12 protein-coding genes and 1 pseudogene are annotated in these 17109 nt (G+C 71.4%); 7 read left to right on the plus strand and 6 right to left on the minus strand.

Features of this window, described 5'->3' with window-relative positions; all coding sequences use genetic code 11:
• Nucleotides 1-219: 219 nt before the first annotated feature.
• On the minus strand, nt 220-828 hold the full coding sequence (locus SSNG_RS29700) for a hypothetical protein (RefSeq protein ID WP_129593350.1): 609 nt from the start codon (nt 826-828) through the stop codon (nt 220-222).
• A gap of 301 nt (nt 829-1129) precedes the next feature.
• Between SSNG_RS29700 and SSNG_RS42430 the strand changes: the two genes are divergently transcribed.
• Complete coding sequence (locus tag SSNG_RS42430) at nt 1130-1270, plus strand: hypothetical protein (protein ID WP_165365035.1); 141 nt, start codon at nt 1130-1132, stop codon at nt 1268-1270.
• Nucleotides 1271-1284: 14 nt separating this feature from the next.
• Here SSNG_RS42430 and SSNG_RS29705 read toward each other — a convergent pair whose 3' ends face one another.
• From SSNG_RS29705 to SSNG_RS29715, 3 genes are all read right to left on the minus strand, one after another.
• Nucleotides 1285-2295, minus strand: a complete 1011-nt coding sequence (locus tag SSNG_RS29705) for a clavaminate synthase family protein (RefSeq protein WP_007267633.1) — start codon at nt 2293-2295, stop codon at nt 1285-1287.
• 40 nt (nt 2296-2335) lie between these two features.
• The gene (locus SSNG_RS29710; RefSeq protein ID WP_241695147.1) at nt 2336-3385 is read right to left on the minus strand and encodes a hypothetical protein; all 1050 of its coding nucleotides are present in this window, start codon (nt 3383-3385) and stop codon (nt 2336-2338) included.
• Between the two features lie 492 nt (nt 3386-3877).
• Nucleotides 3878-5395 (minus strand): NAD(P)/FAD-dependent oxidoreductase, encoded by a 1518-nt coding sequence (locus SSNG_RS29715; RefSeq protein WP_128637569.1) that lies wholly within the window; start codon nt 5393-5395, stop codon nt 3878-3880.
• Nucleotides 5396-7046: 1651 nt separating this feature from the next.
• On the opposite strand from SSNG_RS29715, the gene SSNG_RS29720 reads away from it, so the two are divergent.
• Nucleotides 7047-8468 carry a sulfatase gene (locus SSNG_RS29720; protein WP_042802249.1) on the plus strand — a complete coding sequence of 474 codons (1422 nt, stop codon included), beginning with the start codon at nt 7047-7049 and terminating at the stop codon, nt 8466-8468.
• An 81-nt stretch (nt 8469-8549) separates the two neighbouring features.
• Entirely contained in the window at nt 8550-9449 is a 900-nt protein-coding gene (locus SSNG_RS29725; RefSeq protein WP_007267639.1) for a formylglycine-generating enzyme family protein, read from the plus strand.
• Nucleotides 9450-9539: 90 nt separating this feature from the next.
• On the opposite strand, the gene SSNG_RS29730 is transcribed toward SSNG_RS29725, so the two are convergent.
• Nucleotides 9540-11780, minus strand: a complete 2241-nt coding sequence (locus SSNG_RS29730; RefSeq protein ID WP_042802250.1) for a sulfatase-like hydrolase/transferase — start codon at nt 11778-11780, stop codon at nt 9540-9542.
• Nucleotides 11781-12045: 265 nt separating this feature from the next.
• The gene (locus tag SSNG_RS29735) at nt 12046-12546 is read right to left on the minus strand and encodes a GNAT family N-acetyltransferase (RefSeq protein WP_347232474.1); all 501 of its coding nucleotides are present in this window, start codon (nt 12544-12546) and stop codon (nt 12046-12048) included.
• Between the two features lie 270 nt (nt 12547-12816).
• Between SSNG_RS29735 and SSNG_RS29740 the strand changes: the two genes are divergently transcribed.
• From SSNG_RS29740 to SSNG_RS29755, 4 genes and pseudogenes are all read left to right on the plus strand, one after another.
• On the plus strand, nt 12817-14064 hold the full coding sequence (locus SSNG_RS29740; protein WP_042802254.1) for an ATP-grasp domain-containing protein: 1248 nt from the start codon (nt 12817-12819) through the stop codon (nt 14062-14064).
• A gap of 48 nt (nt 14065-14112) precedes the next feature.
• Nucleotides 14113-14934 (plus strand): annotated as a pseudogene (locus tag SSNG_RS29745) (DUF364 domain-containing protein).
• Complete coding sequence (locus SSNG_RS29750) at nt 14931-16052, plus strand: pyridoxal-phosphate dependent enzyme (protein ID WP_007267645.1); 1122 nt, start codon at nt 14931-14933, stop codon at nt 16050-16052. The pseudogene SSNG_RS29745 and the gene SSNG_RS29750 overlap by 4 nt, the downstream one beginning before the upstream one ends.
• On the plus strand, nt 16049-17107 hold the full coding sequence (locus tag SSNG_RS29755) for an enolase C-terminal domain-like protein (RefSeq protein WP_042802256.1): 1059 nt from the start codon (nt 16049-16051) through the stop codon (nt 17105-17107). Before SSNG_RS29750 ends, SSNG_RS29755 begins: the two co-directional genes overlap by 4 nt.
• Nucleotides 17108-17109: the final 2 nt, after the last annotated feature.

A 17109-nucleotide genomic window follows, 5' to 3' on the forward strand; every position in this document is an offset into this window, starting at 1 on the left:
GATACCGGGCGCTACCTGCCGCCTCACCTGTGAACATTCATCACGGACACGTCAAGTGCACTGCCATCCACGGCGGAGGATTCATGCCCCGTACGGCGCTGTCACCCCCGGCCCTCCCCGCACCCAGGGACCTCTGCCCCGCAGTGGGGCTTCGGAGGGCGGCTGTGCGGTGACCGGCCTCCGCGTGCTCCAGATACCCGAGACCTGCGGCTGGAACGACTACGTCGCACTCCAGGAGAGCCACCTCGCAGCACGAGGGGCTGTGGTGTTGCGCCGGGGCTGTGTCGCGACGAACCAGGGTTCGCCCCCGGAGACCTCTCCCAGCTGGTCGGGGCTGTGCCGGACATCGTGCACCTGCACTGGCCCGAAATGCTCGCCCGGTTGCTCGGCGACACCGAGGCGGTCGCCCTTCTGCGGGAGCTTGCCGCCAGGGGGACGCGTCTGGTGCAGACGGTGCACGACCTTGCCCCGCACGAAGAAGGGATGCACGGCAATGTGGCGTTCATCGACGTAGTCGACTCGCTCACGCACGGCGCCCACTTCTTCACCAAAGAGCACGAGTTGGCCGCCCGCCGGATCCGCAGCCGACTGCCCGGTCCGGCGCTGCACCTGCCCCACCCCCTCTACCTTCACCTCGTCCCCGGTCGAGGGGGATCTCCGTACGGCGCGACGATCGGCTGCTTCGGCCGGTTGCGCCCCTACAAGCGGACCGCGGCCTTCGCTCAGGCGCTCGTCCGGCACGCCACCGGGGAGCAGCGGCTGCTGATCGCGGGATACCCGGACGATCCGGCCACCCACCACACCCTGAGCGAGCTCCCGGTCGCCCACGATCGGGTCCGCTACCTTCCGGGCTTCCACCCCGGTTCTGAGTTCGTGCGGCTGCTGGAGCAGGTGGACTGGGTTGCGCTGCCTTACCAGCGGGTGTGGTCCAGCGGCGTGCTGGTGGCCGCGGCGCAGCAAGGCCGCCGGATCCTGGCACCGCCGCCGGTGGGAGCGGACGCCTGCGGGCCGGTGATCGAGGACTGGCAGATCGTGGAGCCGTGGGACATCGACAACCTCGGCCGACGGGGCACACCTCGGCGACCTCGTCCTGGACGTCCCGCTCCAGCGCTACGCGACCCTTGTCGAGGTGGTCCACGCCGTCGCGGTGCTGGCGACACCGGTCTTCGACTTCGCCAACGGCGCGACCTACCTCTTCGACGGGGGTCTCGCCCAGCAACTGCGCTCCCAGGCCATCGAACGACCCCCTGAGGACTTGGGAGACGGCTGACATACAGGGGCCGGTCAGCGGGCGAGTACGTGGCCGTCGTGGGGGCGGTGGTCGCGGGAGCGGCGCAGGTCGGTGGTGACGTACGTGCGTTGCAGCCAGCGGTCCGCTCCGTCGTATCGAGGGCGGAAGGCGGTGCGGCCGTGGACGGTGACGCGGTTGTCGATGACGACCAGGTCGCCGGGTGTCAGGAGCAGGGTGCGGGCGGTCGCCTCGCAGGCGCGGCCGAATTCGGTCAGCGCCGCTGTAGCCCGAGGGGTGAGCGGGGTGGTGACGAGTTGGGCCATGCGTATGTCGGGATCCTCGACCGCTCCCGACAGCACCGGTCGGGGCTCGGTGTCGGGCCCGCTCGCGGCAGCGTCGAAGCCGAAGGAGGGTGGTGGTGTGGTGATGAACTCCGGTGCGAACAGGATCTGGCGACTGGCCGGGGTGAGGAGCGGCAGCGCTTGGCGGATGCCGGCGACGCGCATGCCGGCGCGTCGGTCGTGGTCGGCGCGCAGGCACAGGAAGATCACATAGTCGGGCGGGTGGGGGTGGAAGCCGTTCTCGGTGTGGAAGGACAGCGGCACCGATCCGGCGTTGCCGTGGAAGGTCTCCTGCCCGGGCACGGGCACGACGTCCTGAACGAGGGCGCCGGATTTCTCGGCCCGGTAGGCGAGGGGCTCGCCGAGCCCGCATGCCACCATGGTGAGCACCGCCGCCGCAATGGTGGCCTGGCGCTGGACCGAGCCCGGTACGGACGGTGTCGCGGGCAAGGCCGCCTGATCGACGGGCAGGCCACCGATCACCAAGGTGCCGTGTGGGCCGGAATGCCTTCGGAACCGGCGCACTTCGCGGCGCAGCTGTAGCGGAAGGTCTTCCCAGGCGTCCCGGGCCCTTGTCACCCACTCGGGGCTGTCGACCTGGTGGTCCCCGCGAGTGCACAGGGTGCGGGCCAGACGTTCGCATGCGCCGGCATCGGCCGGATCCAGTTCCCAGTCCGCGGCTTGGACGGTAGTTCGGGTGGTGTCGGGCGTCGTCTCGGGCATGGGGGTCTCCTGCCGGGGTGTGGGCGGTGGACGCGCGGACTCACGAGTGGCGCAGGCCGGCCACGGCGTCGGCGATGTAGTGGTCCCCGAATCGGATCAGCGAGGCGTACTGGGCCGCGCGGCGATGCCGCATGAGCCGTAGTTCGGCCACGGCATTGTCGGGGCCTTCGGGTTTCTGAGCGATGGAACGGCGCAGGTGCACCATCGAGTACGCGAGGGTGACGTGCCGTTCACCGTCCACGATGTCGGCTTCCAGGAGCGCGCCACGTGCCTCCGCCAGCTCCGGGGCGCGGGCCGCCAACCGCGCGTAGGAGTCGGGAAGCACGGACAGCAGGTCCTTCATCGCCGCCCGGAACAGCTTGTATCCGCGATGCTGGCGCCCGCTCAACGGGACGTCCACCGACGGCGGCGCCATGGTGTGGCGTATCGCCGCCATGTAGTAATCGGCCGGGACCGTACTGGCGTGGGTCATAGCCGCCGAGAAGCCCCGCACGTACACCGTCGCGTCTGCCAGTCTCAGCAGCGCGGCGTCGCCGTCGCCGTGCCGCAGATGGCGGGTGGCGTCGGCCACGGCGACCGCGGCGTAGATATTGAACAGGACATGGACCTGGTGACCGATGAGCCACCGAGCACTCCACACACTCTCCAACGACGACCCCGCACCGGCCTCGGGGACGGTCACCGGCGGGACGGAGTCATGGTCCGCGCCCGGCGCTGCGCCGGTGAGATCGAGCACCGACTGCCGCATCCCGGCCACCTCCAGCGCCAGGTCGGAACCCGACAGCGGAGCATCACACAGATCATCCAGACCGCGGTGGATGACCAGGACACCATGCAGGGCAGCCTGCTGATCCGACAGCTCCCCCTCGCGGACCCGGAAGTAGGACTGACTGATCGATTCCGCCGGCAGCCCCTCACCGACCACCGCCGGAGCCAGATCCGACAGCGCGACCACCAACTCACCCGCAGCCGCGGCGGCCTCCCGCAGCGCGAGGGTCCGCTCGACAGGTCCGGCATGCGTCGACAGCCCGGCCAGCACGCGCGCGGTCCGCTTCGCCTCCGCATCGACCCGTGGGCCCAACTCCGGCACGGGACGCCCGCCTCGGGGCTCTCGGAAGACAGCGACAGCAGGATGACCGGCAACCGGCGATAAGCCCATGGTGGAAGTACTTCGCCAAGAACACTCCACACGAAACCTGATCAGCAAGACATTCCTGTGCGGTGCAACGGAGTTGGTCGGGCGGCCACCCGCTCGCTGGGCCGCCGGTAGCCCGCCCGCAACCCGCTTGGTGACGGCCCTCGTCCCGGATCGACGGGGGAGCTCAGAGGTACCTCTAACTGACGGCGATCTGCTCGGCAACGATCAGCCCACCGAGGGCACAAGGGGCTCCGTAGGCACAGGCCCATCCGCTCGCAGTGGCTCTGCAGGGGCCCCGCGGACGGCACGCGCAACCACAGCCGAGGCGACGTCACCGCGGCGGACGCCGGCGAGGTTCGGCGTCGTGGAGTTTGCCGCCGTGGCTTTCCAGTGTCAGAGGGGAGCCGCCCCTGAGCCCGGGCACATCCGTGACCCCGACCCGGCTCAATCGCGGGTTTGCCGGCGCCGGAAGGCCCCGAGGTTGTCATCCTGCGGTGCTCGCGGGATGGGCAGGGGGAGGGGTGGGGAGGGGGTGTGCCAGATGTAGGAGGTGGGGTCGAAGTGGCGAAGCCGGCGTGTGAGGCGTGCGGTGGACCAGGGCCAGGCGAAGGTGTTGCGGCCGCTGGGGGTCAGGTAGTAGCTGGTGCAGCCGCCGGTGTTGTAGACGGTGGTCGCCAGCGCCTTCTGTACGGCGCTGTTGTGGGTGTCCTGGACGGCGGGCCGGACCTCCAGCGCCTGGTTGCCGCTCTGGTCGAGGTGGGTCAGGGCGGTGGTGAGGTAGGTGAGCTGGGCTTCCAGGACGGTGATGGCGGAGGTGGATCCGCCGAGCAGGTTGGGGCCCAGGAGCAGGAAGAGGTTGGGGAAGCCGGTGACGGTGGTGCCGAGGTAGGCCTGCGGGTCGCCGCCCCAGACGTCGTGCAGGGTCCGGCCGTCCGCGCCGTACAGGTCCCGGGCCAGTGGTAGTTCGCCGACGCGAAAGCCGGTGGCGGTGATGAGGACGTCCGTTTCGGCGGTGGTGCCGTCGGCGCCGACGATCGTGTTGCCGCGCACGGCGCTCACCGCGGTGGGGTGCAGGCGCACGTGCGGCCGGTTCAGGGCCGGGTAGTAGGTGCCGGAGGTGAGCAGGCGCTTGCAGCCCAGCCGGTAGTCGGGGGTGAGGGCCCGGCGCAGCTGCGGGTCCGGAACGGCGAGTCGCAGGTGCGCCCGGGCGCCGGCTTCGAGGAGGCGGGCGAGCTCGGGGTGGCGGAAGGCGTAGCCGAAGCTTTCCTGCAGTGCGTACTGGGAGGCGCGCAGACCGCGTCGGGCGCCGGGCAGTCGGTTGACGACACGGTTGAAAGCGGGGGACAGGGCCAGGTCGGGTTTGGGCAGGATCCACTGGGCGGTGCGTTGGAAGAGGTGCACGGCTGCCGCCCGGCCGATGATGGCCGGGACGACCTGCACGGCGGAGGCGCCGCTGCCGACCACGCTCACACGCTTCCCGGCCAGGTCGACGCTGTCGTCCCAGCGGGCGGTGTGGAGCACGGGCCCGGCGAATTCGTCGAGCCCCGGCACGTCCAGTGGGCGCGGGACGTCCCAGGGGCCGGTGGCCATGACCAGGACCGCAGCGCTGTAGGGCCCGTCGCTGGTCTGAAGCAGCCAGCGCCCGGCGGCCGGATCCCAGCGGGCTCCGTGCACCTGCACGCCGCAGCGCAGCACGTCGCCGAGTCCGTACCGCTCGGCGGTGGCGGCGAGGTAGGTGCGGATCTCCTCCTGTCCGGCGAACATGCGGCTCCAGGCCGTGTGCGGGGTGAAGGAGTAGCTGTAGAGCGTCGAGGGTACGTCGCAGGCACAACCCGGGTAGGTGTTCTCCCGCCACGTACCGCCCAGCTGCGGCGCCTTCTCCAGCACCAGCACATCGCGAAACCCCGCTTCGCGCAGCCGGATGGCGGCGCCGAGCCCCGAGAACCCCGCTCCGACCACCATCACCCGCACATCCCGTCCGTGCCGACCGCCCTGCACGGGAATCACCGCGTCCCTCCGGCCGGGCCGACCGCACCCTGCCGCGGATCACCGCTCGCATGCGCGAACCACGGACACCTGAAACTCTTCAGAAACGCCATGCGACGCATGATCCCCAAGCCGCTCTCCCCGGCATGGCCGCGGGCTGGCGGCCAAATGCGGTGAAGAAACGTCCCACCCTGGCCTGTCGTCGTGGTGATGCGACGTTGAGATCCCTCGAACGAAGCATGGCTCCAAGTTCCTGCTTGCACCGCCCTCTAGGATCGGCCAGCGGCCGAAGGCCGGAACGCCGGCCACCGCCGCTGCGTCGGCGACGGATACGCCTGGCCACACTGCCCCTCATGCTCACCGACTTCCAGGCCCAATGGCGCCTCCGCCCGGCCGGCGACCGCCCGGTGCGCTCCCGGGTCGGCATGGTGGAACGCCCCGACCGGCTGCTGATGGTGCCCACCCGCCGCTGAACAAGGGCACGGCAGCTGCGGTGTGCTGTCCGTAGCCCGCGCGGGCGTGGTCACCCGACCGAAGCGGCTCCTCATGACGGCGACACCACGAGCCGGGTTCAACGCTCGGCTGCGCGTCTCCGATTCGACCATGGTGTAGGCCTGCAGGTTCATACTTACGGCTTCGGGGCAGAGAGTGGGTGCCCATGGCGTGTCCGCCACGGTTCCGCAGCCTGGGCAAGCATGTGGCGCACTTGCTCGGTGGTGACAGCCTGGGCCCGCTCATGTCACGGAAGACGTCCAGTGCGGCGCCCGCCTACGCCTCCACCGCGATGACAGGCCCGGCACGCTTTACCTGTCGCATCACGGTTTCGGGTAGCCCGTGAGAGTGAGAAGCGTCACAATTGGGTCAGTGGGAGTCCAGCTCGGCTTGGGGGCCGGACTGAAAGTCCACGGTGTGCGGGGCCCAGCCAATCCGTCCGAACCTCCCGAGTGGTGCCTCGGGGTGACGGCTGGTTGGGGACCAGTTGGGGACCAGCACCGCCGCCCGCAGGTGCACGGCACGCGCATTGATGCACGATTCCCGCCCTCAAATAGCGCCACATGTCCCGATTGTGGGCCTGGCGCAGCCATCTGGGGGTCAAGGGGTCGCAGGTTCAAATCCTGTCGTCCCGACTCGAAAGAGTCGCAGGTCAGAGGCCGTTTTGGAGGAATCCGAAACGGCCTCTTGATCGTTCTTGGACATCGGCGGCGAAGCTCCAGGTCCGGGCTCGCTGTCGGTGATCAGGTGAGGGCCGTGCGCTGAGCGGGTGGTGCTGGTAGCCCCCGCAGCCACACCGGCGGTAGACGAGGCCGAGGCCGAGGCCGCGGTGGGACGTCACAGCGCCCCCCATTTCATCTGCCGTACATGGAACGGCGGTTCCGCTTCCCCTACTCTCGTCGCCATGGCAGCAGGAATCCTCACTGCGCGCCGCCACGTCGACCAAGGGCGTACGGCGAGCGCCCTGTGTACGGCCCCGGCGCGCTGAACGCGTCTTTCCCACAGGACCACGGGATCCCCACCTGGCGCCCCCGCCCGACTCCCGTCTCTTCCCCTCTCACACCGCAGTCGGCGGCTCGAAGCCGCTCGTCTGCCGTGCCCTCGTGCGCGGACGCATCCAGGAGGAACGGACATCATGAGCGAGAACAGCGAGAACAGCGCGAACAGACGACACCCGGTGAGTCGCCGCGGCTTTCTCGGCGGCGCCGCCGCCGTGGCGGCCGCCACCGCCGTACCCGTCCTCGCGCAGGTCGCCGGTGCCGGCCCCGCCGTTGCCGCGGGCCGCCCGAACATCCTGCTGATCGTCACCGACGACCAGCCGAAGCACACCGAATGGGCTCTGCCCAAGACCGTCGCCTGGCTCGCCGACCAGGGGGTGAAGTTCACGAACGGCCACGTCGCCACCCCGTTGTGCGCGCCCTCTCGGTCGAGTGTGTTCTCCGGCCGCCACGCCCACAACCACGGCGTGCGCAACAACCAGTCCGCGTACGCGCTCGACCAGAGCACCACCGTGCAGAAGTACCTCAAGCAGGCGGGCTATCGCACCGGCCTGTTCGGCAAATACCTCAACTCCTGGGCCCTGGCCGACAACCCGCCGCACTTCGAGGAGTTCGCCCTCCTCCAGCCCGGCTACGTCGACGCCCAGTGGAACGTCAACGGCACCGTCCAGACGATCAACGGCTACACCACCAACATCATCAAGAACCGCACGCTGAGCTTCCTCGACAAGGCCGCCACCGACACCCGGCCCTGGTTCGCGTACGTCACCCCGTACGCCTCCCACGGCCCGCGGACCCCCGAGGCGAAGTACGCGGGCACACCCGTCCCGCACTGGAGCGGCCGGCCCTCGGTTCCCGAGAACGACCGCAGCGACAAGCCGGCCTACATCAAGAACGCGACCGGCACCCTCGCCGACGGCCAGACCATCCGCGCCGAGCAGCTGCGCACGCTGCTCTCCGTCGATGACGCGGTGCAGGCCTTCAAGGACAGGCTCCAGGCCCTGGGCCAGCTCGACAACACCCTCGTCATCTACATCGGCGACAACGGCTTCAGCTGGGGCGACCACGGCTGGACCGCCAAGTCGGTGCCCTACCGCCAGGCTCACGAGGTGCCGTTCTACCTCTCCTGGCCGGCCGGCGGGCGAGGGGCGGGGGCCGTGGACGATCGCATCGTCGCGAACATCGACATCGCGCCGACCATCCTCGACGCGGCGGGCATCACCCCGGCCGCACCCCAGGACGGCCGGTCCCTGCTCTCCTCCTACAGCCGCGACCACCTGCTGGTGGAGTGGTGGAAGCAGGGCACCACCACCGGCGGGGTGCCGACCTGGTCCTCGTACGTCGCCAAGGACAAGCAGTACACGGAGTACTACGACCTGACGACCGACCAGAACGGCACGGTGTCCGGGACCGGCCAGGTGAAGTTCCGCGAGTACTACGACCTGGTGAACGACCCGTACCAGCTGACCAACAAGCTCCACCAGGCCAGTTCGGCCGACGAGCAGGCTCTCGGCATCCCCGCCCTGGCCGCCCGGCTCGCCGCCGACCGCGTGGCCTGACCCACACCACAGAACCGCCGGCCGGGCGCCCCCACCGCGAGGTACGGGCGTCCGGCCGCCCACCGTCCCGACGGAGCCGCCATGTCCGACTGCTGCACCCCCGGCCACGCCCATGCCCCGACGCTCACCCTCGCGCCGCCGCCCCCCGCGTCCCCGGGCTCCCGGGTGGCCCGGCAGCTGCTCGCCCTGCCCGGTGGCAGCTTCCTCATGGGCACCGACGACCCGGAGGGCTTCCCGGCGGATGCCGAGGGGCCGATCCGAGAGGTGGCCGTGGAGCCCTTCCGGATCGCGGCCACAGCCGTGACCAACGCCCAGTTCGCGACCTTCGCCAAGTCCACCGGCTACACGACAGAGGCCGAACGCTTCGGCTTCTCCTTCACCTTCGGGGCCTTCCTCGCCGACGAGGTCGCCGCGGTCTCCGCGCCCGTGGCGGCCGTCCCGTGGTGGCGGGCGGTGGAGGGGGCCAGCTGGCGCCACCCCGAAGGTCCCGGTTCGCATGCCACCGACCGGCAGAACCACCCCGTCGTCCATGTGTCCTGGCACGACGCCCAGGCGTACTGCGCCTGGTCCGGCACCCGCCTGCCCACCGAGGCCGAGTGGGAGTACGCGGCCCGCGGCGGCCTGGAGCAGCGCCGTTACCCATGGGGCGACGAGCTCATGCCCGACGGCCGTCACATGTGCAACATCTGGCAGGGCGATTTCCCCGTACTCAATACCGGTGCCGACGGCTACGTCTCCACCGCCCCCGTGAAGTCCTTCCGGCCCAACGGCTTCGGCCTCTACAACACGGTGGGCAACGTCTGGGAGTGGTGCGCGGACTGGTTCACCCCCGCCGAGGAGACGTCCCGCGCGATGCGCGGAGGCTCGTACCTCTGCCACGACTCCTACTGCAACCGCTACCGCGTCGCCGCGCGAAGCTCGAACACGCCCGACAGCTCGACCGGCAACATCGGGTTCCGCGTGGCCGCCGACCCCGCGTAGTACGGTCCGTCGACCGAATACGGCGCGTCAGCTGCGGAAGAGGCCGTTCCGGAGTGATCCGGAACGGCCTCTGGCATGTCGGCGCGGGGGTCAGGACACGGTGACCCGGGCCAGGGCCCAGGAGGTGTGGTCGTAGGACGTGCGGTTGTTGGCGTCCTCGACCACCAGTCGCAGGACGCGGACGCCGCGCACGTCCAGGTCGACCTGGACCGGGCCGGTGGCGGCCGTGAGGGTGGGGGTGGTGAGGATCAGCCGGTCGTCGCCGTAGACCTTGGCGCGGGTGGCGCCGAGGGTGCTCTGCTTGGCGGAGAAGTCGTCGATGCCGACCAGGGAAGTGAAGCGTACGGCGGCACCGCCGAGGTGGTAGGCGAGGTCGCTGGGCGCGTGGACGCCCAGACCCTTGGGGTACGTCGTACCGCCGAAGGAGATCAGCGGGCCGTCGCCGGCGGCGCTCTTGCCGTTGGAGGTGTCGAGTTCCACCGGTCCCCAGCCGTTGGTGGCGCTGATCCAGGTGAGGTCGGAGAGGTAGGAGTCGCGAGTGGGGGCGGGGGGAGGGGTAGGGACGATGCCCGTCGCCGGGTAGTGGACCGGGCCGGCCGGGGTGAGGGCGGTGCCCTCCGCGGTGAGCTCCCACGTGGCCGCGGGGGCGGCGTCCACGGGCGGTGTGACCTGCCAGGAGGCGGTGAGCCGGGCGCCGACGGCGAGCTCCTCGGCCGTGGTCGGGGAGGCGGAGGTCACGGTCCATCCGGCGGGGGCGCGCAGGCCGAGCGCGGCGGTGGTCCAGGGGCGTGCGGAACCGTTGTCGAGGGTGGCGGTCACGGTGAACGCCTGGCCGGGGACGGCCAGGCGGGGCAGCGTCAGGCGGGTCCCGAACGGGGTGCGCGGATAGGTGTCCTTCCAGGAGGAGCGCATCAGCGCCACCAGTTCCGCGGCCTTGGAGGGGTTCTTGGCGAGGACGTCGCGGGTCTCGCCGAGATCGGTCGCCAGGTCGTACAGCTCCACCTGCCACTTGTCGTCGGGGAGGTTGTGGTCGCGTTCGGGGGCGAAGCGCACGGCCTTCCAGTTCTCCCTGCGGACCGCCTCGGCGAGCCAGGTGGCGCGCTTGCCGTCCTGGGCGTTGGCCCGGCTGGTGACTCCCAGCTCGTCGCGGAACCAGTACAGGTGTCCGTGGCGCGCCGAGTCGGGGCTGCCGGCGAGCAGGGGAGCGGCGGAGAGCCCGTCCACGTCGGTGGGGGCGGGGGCGCCGCCGAGCTCGGCGAGGGTGGGGAGGACGTCGGTCAGCGGGGTGGGGCGGTTGCTGGTGCCCTGCTGGACCCGGCCGGGGCCCCAGGCGATGAGGGGCACGCGTACGCCACCCTCGTAGAGGTTGCGCTTGTAGCCGCGCAGCGGGCCGTTGGCGTCGAACAGGTCGGGGTTGACCCCGCCCTCCTCGTGGGGGCCGTTGTCGCTGGTGACGAGGACGACGGTGTCCTGCTCCAGGCCGAGGGAGCGGAGCCGGTCGACCACCTTGCCGACCAGTGAGTCGAAGTAGGAGACCTGGGCCGCGTGCCCCTTGTTCGCGGCCGTCCAGCTGCGGTCGGCGTAGGCGCTGCTGTCGGGGATGTCGCTGGGCGCGTGCGGGACGTTCGGGGTGAGCAGGAGGAGGAAGGGTTCGGCTGCGTGGGTGTCGATGAACTCCAGGGCGTGCTGTTCGAGGAGGTGGGGTGCGTACACGGCCTTGGCGCCGCCGGCGTTGGCGGGGATGGGCTCCTTGACCGCGTTGTGCCAGAGGTACTCGGGGTAGTACTGGTGGGCGTGGCTGTGGTCGATGTAGCCGTAGAACTCCTCGAAGCCGCGGGCGGCCGGATGGCTGTCCTGGCCGGCGGCCTCCGGACCGAAGCCCCACTTGCCGATCACGGCGGTTCGGTAGCCGCGCGCCCGGAGCACCTGGGCGAAGGTGGTGTCGGTGGCGGTGAGCGACCCCTGGCCGCCGGAGGAGGGGTTGGCGCGGACCGTGGAGTGGCCGGTGTGGAGTCCGGTCAGCAGGGAGCAGCGGGAGGGTGCGCAGACGGCGGCGGTGGAGTAGGCATCGGTGAAGCGGAGCCCCTCGGTGGCGAGCCGGTCCAGGCGGGGGGTGGAGATCAGCTTCTGGCCGTAGGAGCCGAGTTCGCCGTAGCCGAGGTCGTCGGCGAGGACGACGACGATGTTCGGCAGCCGGGTGCCGGAGCCGTCCTTCGTTTCCGGGACCGTCACCGCGGGCACCGCCTGTGCCGACCCGGCGGTGGTGGCGGTGACTGCGGTCAGACCGAGCGTAGCGGTCGAAGCGGCCAGGAAGGTACGGCGGCTGGGCATGGGGGACTGCTCCTCGGGTGCGGCTGCGGGTGCGACCGGGCTGGCTCGGGCCCGGCTCTGTTCGATCGTGCGCGGGGGAGCCGCACCAGGACCATGCACGGAGCATGAAGAACGTGTGACGGCATCCGACGTGACGGATCGTCGGCCCGACCGCACCATCCCGGTCGCGGTCCCGGTGAGGCTCGGAGAGCCCGAGGAGCGGGCACGTGCCACGCACGGGTGACGACGTACCCGGGCGGCCCTCGCAGGGGAAGCGCCGCGCCGGCTAGCCGCCGCAGCGGCCGGTGGCGGCCGCGACGGGGATCGGGATTTCGAAGTGGACGGTCCCGTAGCCGCCGTGCTCGCCCGTCGTCCGGGCGTCGCAGACTTCGTCGGCGATGCTGCGCCAGAAGGCCTCCGCGCCGGGGATGTCGACGTTGGTGTGCAGGTAGATGGCGTCGTAACCGGGCACGCCCGCGGCGAACTCGCAGGCCGTCCTGACCATGGCGCGGGCCAGTCCGTGCCTGCGGTGGTCCGGGCGCACGTACACCCGCAGGAGCTGTGCCGTGCGCCCCGTGGGGTAGCGCTCGGTGAGCCGGCGGGGGTGCGGGGGGTGGGCGGGGCCCCGGGAGTTCAGTGCGGTGGTGCCGACCACCTCCTCACCGAGGACCGCCACGACGAGGGTGTGGCGCGGATGCGTGAGGTAGGTGCCGACGATGTCGACGACGTCGTCGTGCCATTGGGGTACGTACCCGTAGTCGAACTCCCGGTAGAACGTGTCGAGCATGACGCTCCGCGCGCCGGCTACGTCGCTCCGCCCGGCGTGCCGTACGACGTACGGCCCGCTCCCTCGCCCCTGCGGCAGGTCCCTCATGTCTCGGTGGCTCCCTTCCGGCACGCCGGTCTCGTGAGCGGCAGGCTACCGGAAATCCACTCTATTGGAAATGAAAACGATTTCGGGTAACTTCCTCCTCGGTCCGGTGCGGATGTCTCCCGTCAGGCAGTCCGCTCCGCAGGTGGGCCCCGCGGTCGTGACGGCATTTTGAGAGGAAGTCCCTTGGCGCATCTGCTGGTTGTCGAGAGCTGGGTGGGGTCGATGAGCAGGCTGCTGCCCAGGGCGATCGGAGAGGGCGGGCACGAGTTCACGTTCGTCACCCGCGACCTGCACCACTATCTGCGCGGCGCCGGGTCCGACGGCCCGCACCCGCTGCTGGCGGCGCGCAACATCATCACCGCGGACACCAACGACATGGGGGAACTGCTGCCCCACCTGGAGCGGCTGCACGCGGTGCTCGCCTTCGACGGGGTCGTCTCGTCCTGCGACTACTACCTGCCGGCCGTAGCCCGGATCGCCGAGCGGCTGGGCCTGCCCGGCCCGGCCGCCGAGGCCGTCGAGGCCGCCTGCCGCAAGGACCTGACCCGCCGGGTGCTGGCCGAGGCCGGGGTGCCGGGCCCCCGCTTCGCGCTCTGCGCGGACACGGCTCAGGCCGCGGCCGCCGCCCGGGAAATCGGGTATCCGCTGGTGGTCAAGCCGGTGGACCTGTGTGCCGGGATGCTGGTGCGGGAGGTCCGCGACGAGCGCGAGCTGGAGGCGGCCTGCCGGGCGCTGGAAGAGTTCCCGGTCAACGCGCGCGGGCAGGACCGCAGCCCCGTTCTCCTCCTCGAAGCACTGCTCACCGGCCCCGAGGTCAGCGTCGAGACCGTCTCCTTCGGCGGTGTCATCGGCGTGGTCGGTGTCACGGACAAGAGCATCGGTGGGGCGCCCGCCTTCATCGAGACCGGCCACATGTTCCCGGCGGGCATCACGCCGGAGTCGGAGCGGGAAGCGGTCGACGCGGCGGTGGTCGCGATCAAGGCCCTCGGCCTGGACCACGTCGTGTGCCACACCGAAATCAAACTGACGTCCGAGGGTCCCAAGGTGGTCGAGGTCAACCCCCGGCCCGCCGGCAACCGGATCACCGAACTCGTCCGGCACGTCACGGGCATCGATCTGGCCGCCGCCTGCGTAGACGTCGCCCTCGGTCAGCTGCCCGACCTCGAGCCGCGGCCGACCGGCATGCACAGCGCCGCCATCGCCTTCCTCCTCCCCGACACCACCGGCACCCTCACCGGTATCGAAGGCGCCGACGAGGTCAGGGCGCAGCCCGGGGTCCTGGAGCTCACCCTTGCCGGGCCGGGCCGTGCAGTACGGGCCGCGACCAGCAACAACGAATACCCCGGCCACATCATGACCGCCGACACCCAGGGCAGTGGGGCGAGGGAAACCGCCGAGCAGGCTCCTCGCGCACCTGCACCCCGCGTATGAAGAGTGTTCGCCGAGCTGCCTTCGGTGGTGCCGCATGACCACCCCACCCTGCACGAGCCCGCCGTACGCACCGTCGACCAGCTCGTCGAAGCGGTCCGCACCGGGACGTACGGTCCCGACCCCGCCCGGGAACGCATCGCGCTCGCCTTCACCACGGCCCAAGCGGTCCGCACGCCGGCCGCAGCAGCGGATACCGCAACGAGGTGCTCAGCCTGCGCCTCGACGCTGCCGTCGGATCCTGCGCCGTGGAGCCGGGCGCCCTGCCCGCGGCGGCACTCGACGACTGTGTCGGAGCCTCGGTGGCCGAACTCCTCAGCCACCCGATGCTTCCCGTGCGGAGTCGCCGCGCTCGACGCGTACCTGAGCCACGTACGCCCCCACACCCCCGATCACGGCGCCCGCCCTTACACCCTGCCGGCCGGCAGCTCCCTGCACCGGTCCCGAGCCCGTGCTCGCGCGGTGGTCGACCTGCTGCCCGCAACCGGGATCCGCCGGGTCCTCGTCATCGGCGTGGTCAACTCCCTGCTGGAACAGCTGCGTGCGCGCGGCCTGGAATACGTGCCCTGCGACCTCAAGGGCGGCACCACCGAGTGGGGCGAGCCCGTACGGACCGACGCCCTCGCAGAGCTGGAGCACTGCGACGCCGTCCTCGCCTCCGGCATGACCCTCGGGAACGGAAGCTTCCAGCCGCTGCTCGACCACGCCGCAGCCACCGGCGACCCCCTGGTGATGTTCGCCCAGACCGGCAGCGCGGTCCTCCCGTGCTTCCTGGGCGCCGGGGTCAGCGCCGTGTCGGCCGAGCCCTACCCCTTTTTCTGGCTCGACGGCGGCCCGGGCGTCATCCATCGCTACGGAGGCAGCACCCGGTGACCACCGCACCCTCGCTGGACCGCCCGCCGGTCCACACCACGAGCCCGGAGCTGCTGACCCTGGTCGGCCGTACTCCGATCGCCCGGATCCGCACGGAACTGCCCTACGCCCACCCGGGCTTCTGGGCCAAGCTCGAATGCCTCGGCGCCGGGGGGATGAAGGCGCGGTCCGCCGTGTCCATGCTGCGCGGCGCCCGGCAGCGCGGCGAACTCCGCCCGGGCGCCACCGTGGTCGAATCCACCTCCGGAACCCTGGGGGTCGGTCTCGCCTTCGCCGGACAGGCCCTCGGCCATCCCGTCGTCCTCGTCGGCGACCGCGAACTCGAACCGTCCATGCGGCAGTTGCTCCGGGCGTACGGCGCGCAGCTGGAGCTGGTGGAGCGGCCCGCCACCGAGGGCGGCTGGCAGGCCGCCCGGATCGGCCGGCTGCGCGAGGTCCTGGCCCGGATCCCGGATGCCTACTGGCCCGACCAGTACAACAATCCGGACAACGCGGCCGGCTACCTGTCCATGGCCGCCGAACTCTGCGGGCAGCTCGACCACCTGGACGTCCTGGTGTGCAGCGTCGGCACCGGCGGCCACAGCGCCGGGCTCATCGGCCCGCTCCGCCGCCGCTGGCCGCACCTGAAGGTGATCGGCGTCGACTCCGTCGGCTCCGCCATCTTCGGCCAGCCCGCTCGCCCCCGCCTCATGCGGGGGCTCGGCAGCAGCATCCACCCGCGCAACGTCGTCCACCACGCCTTCGACGAGGTCCACTGGGTGGGCGCGGCCGAAGCGGTCGACGCCTGCCGCCGGCTCGCCCGTACCGGCTTCGTCAGCGGCGGCTGGAGCACCGGCGCCGTCGCACTCGTCTCCGCCTGGGCCTCCCGGGTGGAAGCCGGCGCGGTCGTCGCAACCGTGTTCCCGGACGGGCCGCACCGCTACCTCGGCACCGTCTACGACGACGACTTCTGCCACGCGCACGGCCTCGACCGGGCCGAACTCGCCCGCCGTCCGCTGGAGATCGCACACCCGCACGCCACCGAGGCCGTCGGCTGGACCCGTTGCCGCACCGTCGTCGACCCGCTCGCGGCCACCTGGCCGCAGCTGCCCGCACCGACGCGGGGAGGCGCGGCATGAGGCTCACCTGGCACGTCACCGAGCTGGAACTGGCCGAGCCGCTGCGCATCTCCCGCTCGGTGATGGCCCGCCGCGACGCCGTCTGGGCCGCGATCGAGCACGGTGGCCTGACCGGCTGGGGAGAAGTCGTCAGCAGCGACTTCCTCGGCCTGCCCACTGCTCGCATCCTCCGGCACCTCACCACGGCGCGCGCCGCCGTCGAACACCTTCCCGACCCCGAGACCGCGTGGGGCGAACACATGACCGACTCGCTGCCCGGCTTGCCGAAGCTGCCGGCCGGCGTGCTCGCCGGTCTGGAGGCAGCGCTGCTCGACCTGGTCGGCAAACGGGCCGGCCGGCCCGCCCACCACCTGCTGGGGACGCCGACCGCGCCGACCGCGCCGACCACCCGTACGATCGGCATCACCGCGCCAGTGGCCGCCGCCGTGCAGGCCGCCCGGTTCGCCATGAGCGGCTTCACCGCCCTCAAGGTCAAAGCGGGATCCCCCGATCCGGCCCAAGACCTCGCGCGCGTGGCCGCCGTACGCGACGGAGCTCCCGAGGCGGCCCTGCTGCTCGACCCCAACGGTGCGTGGACCGAACGCCAGGCGATCGAGCTGCTGCCGCGCTTCGCCGAGCTCGGCGTCACCGCCGTGGAGCAGCCCGTCGCACCGGGCAGCCCCGATTCCCTCGCCCGCGTGGCGAAGGAGTCCCCGGTCCCCGTCATCGCCGACGAGGACGCCGTCTCGTACGAGGACGCCGTCGCGCTCGCAGGACTGGTCCACGGCGTCAACGTCAAACTCGCCAAGTGCGGCGGGGTACGGGCCGCCCTGCGCATCCACGAAGCCCTGCGCGGCAGCGGCACCGACCTCATGCTCGGCTGCCTCACCGCCAGCTCCCTCGGCATCGCCCCCGCCGTGCACCTCGCCGACCGGGCCCGCTGGGTCGACCTCGACGGGCACCTGCTGCTCGCCGACGACCCCTGGACCGGCATCGGCGGCACGGACGGCACCGTACGCGCCGCCGACCGGGCCGGACTCGGCGTCAGACGCACCCACATGGCGGTCGTACGGTGAAG

Origin of the sequence: Streptomyces sp. C (assembly GCF_000158895.1) — a bacterium.
In the GTDB taxonomy this organism is placed as follows: Bacteria; Actinomycetota; Actinomycetes; order Streptomycetales; family Streptomycetaceae; genus Streptomyces; species Streptomyces racemochromogenes.

Excerpts from the sequence above, each read along its gene's own strand:
- SSNG_RS29705 (WP_007267633.1), bottom strand. The coding sequence starts at position 2,295 with ATGCCCGAGACGACGCCCGACACCACCCGAACTACCGTCCAAGCCGCG.
- SSNG_RS29715 (WP_128637569.1), bottom strand. The coding sequence starts at position 5,395 with ATGGTGGTCGGAGCGGGGTTCTCGGGGCTCGGCGCCGCCATCCGGCTG.
- SSNG_RS29720 (WP_042802249.1), top strand. The coding sequence starts at position 7,047 with ATGAGCGAGAACAGCGAGAACAGCGCGAACAGACGACACCCGGTGAGT.
- SSNG_RS29725 (WP_007267639.1), top strand. The coding sequence starts at position 8,550 with ATGTCCGACTGCTGCACCCCCGGCCACGCCCATGCCCCGACGCTCACC.
- SSNG_RS29730 (WP_042802250.1), bottom strand. The coding sequence starts at position 11,780 with ATGCCCAGCCGCCGTACCTTCCTGGCCGCTTCGACCGCTACGCTCGGT.
- SSNG_RS29735 (WP_347232474.1), bottom strand. The coding sequence starts at position 12,546 with ATGCTCGACACGTTCTACCGGGAGTTCGACTACGGGTACGTACCCCAA.
- SSNG_RS29755 (WP_042802256.1), top strand. The coding sequence starts at position 16,049 with ATGAGGCTCACCTGGCACGTCACCGAGCTGGAACTGGCCGAGCCGCTG.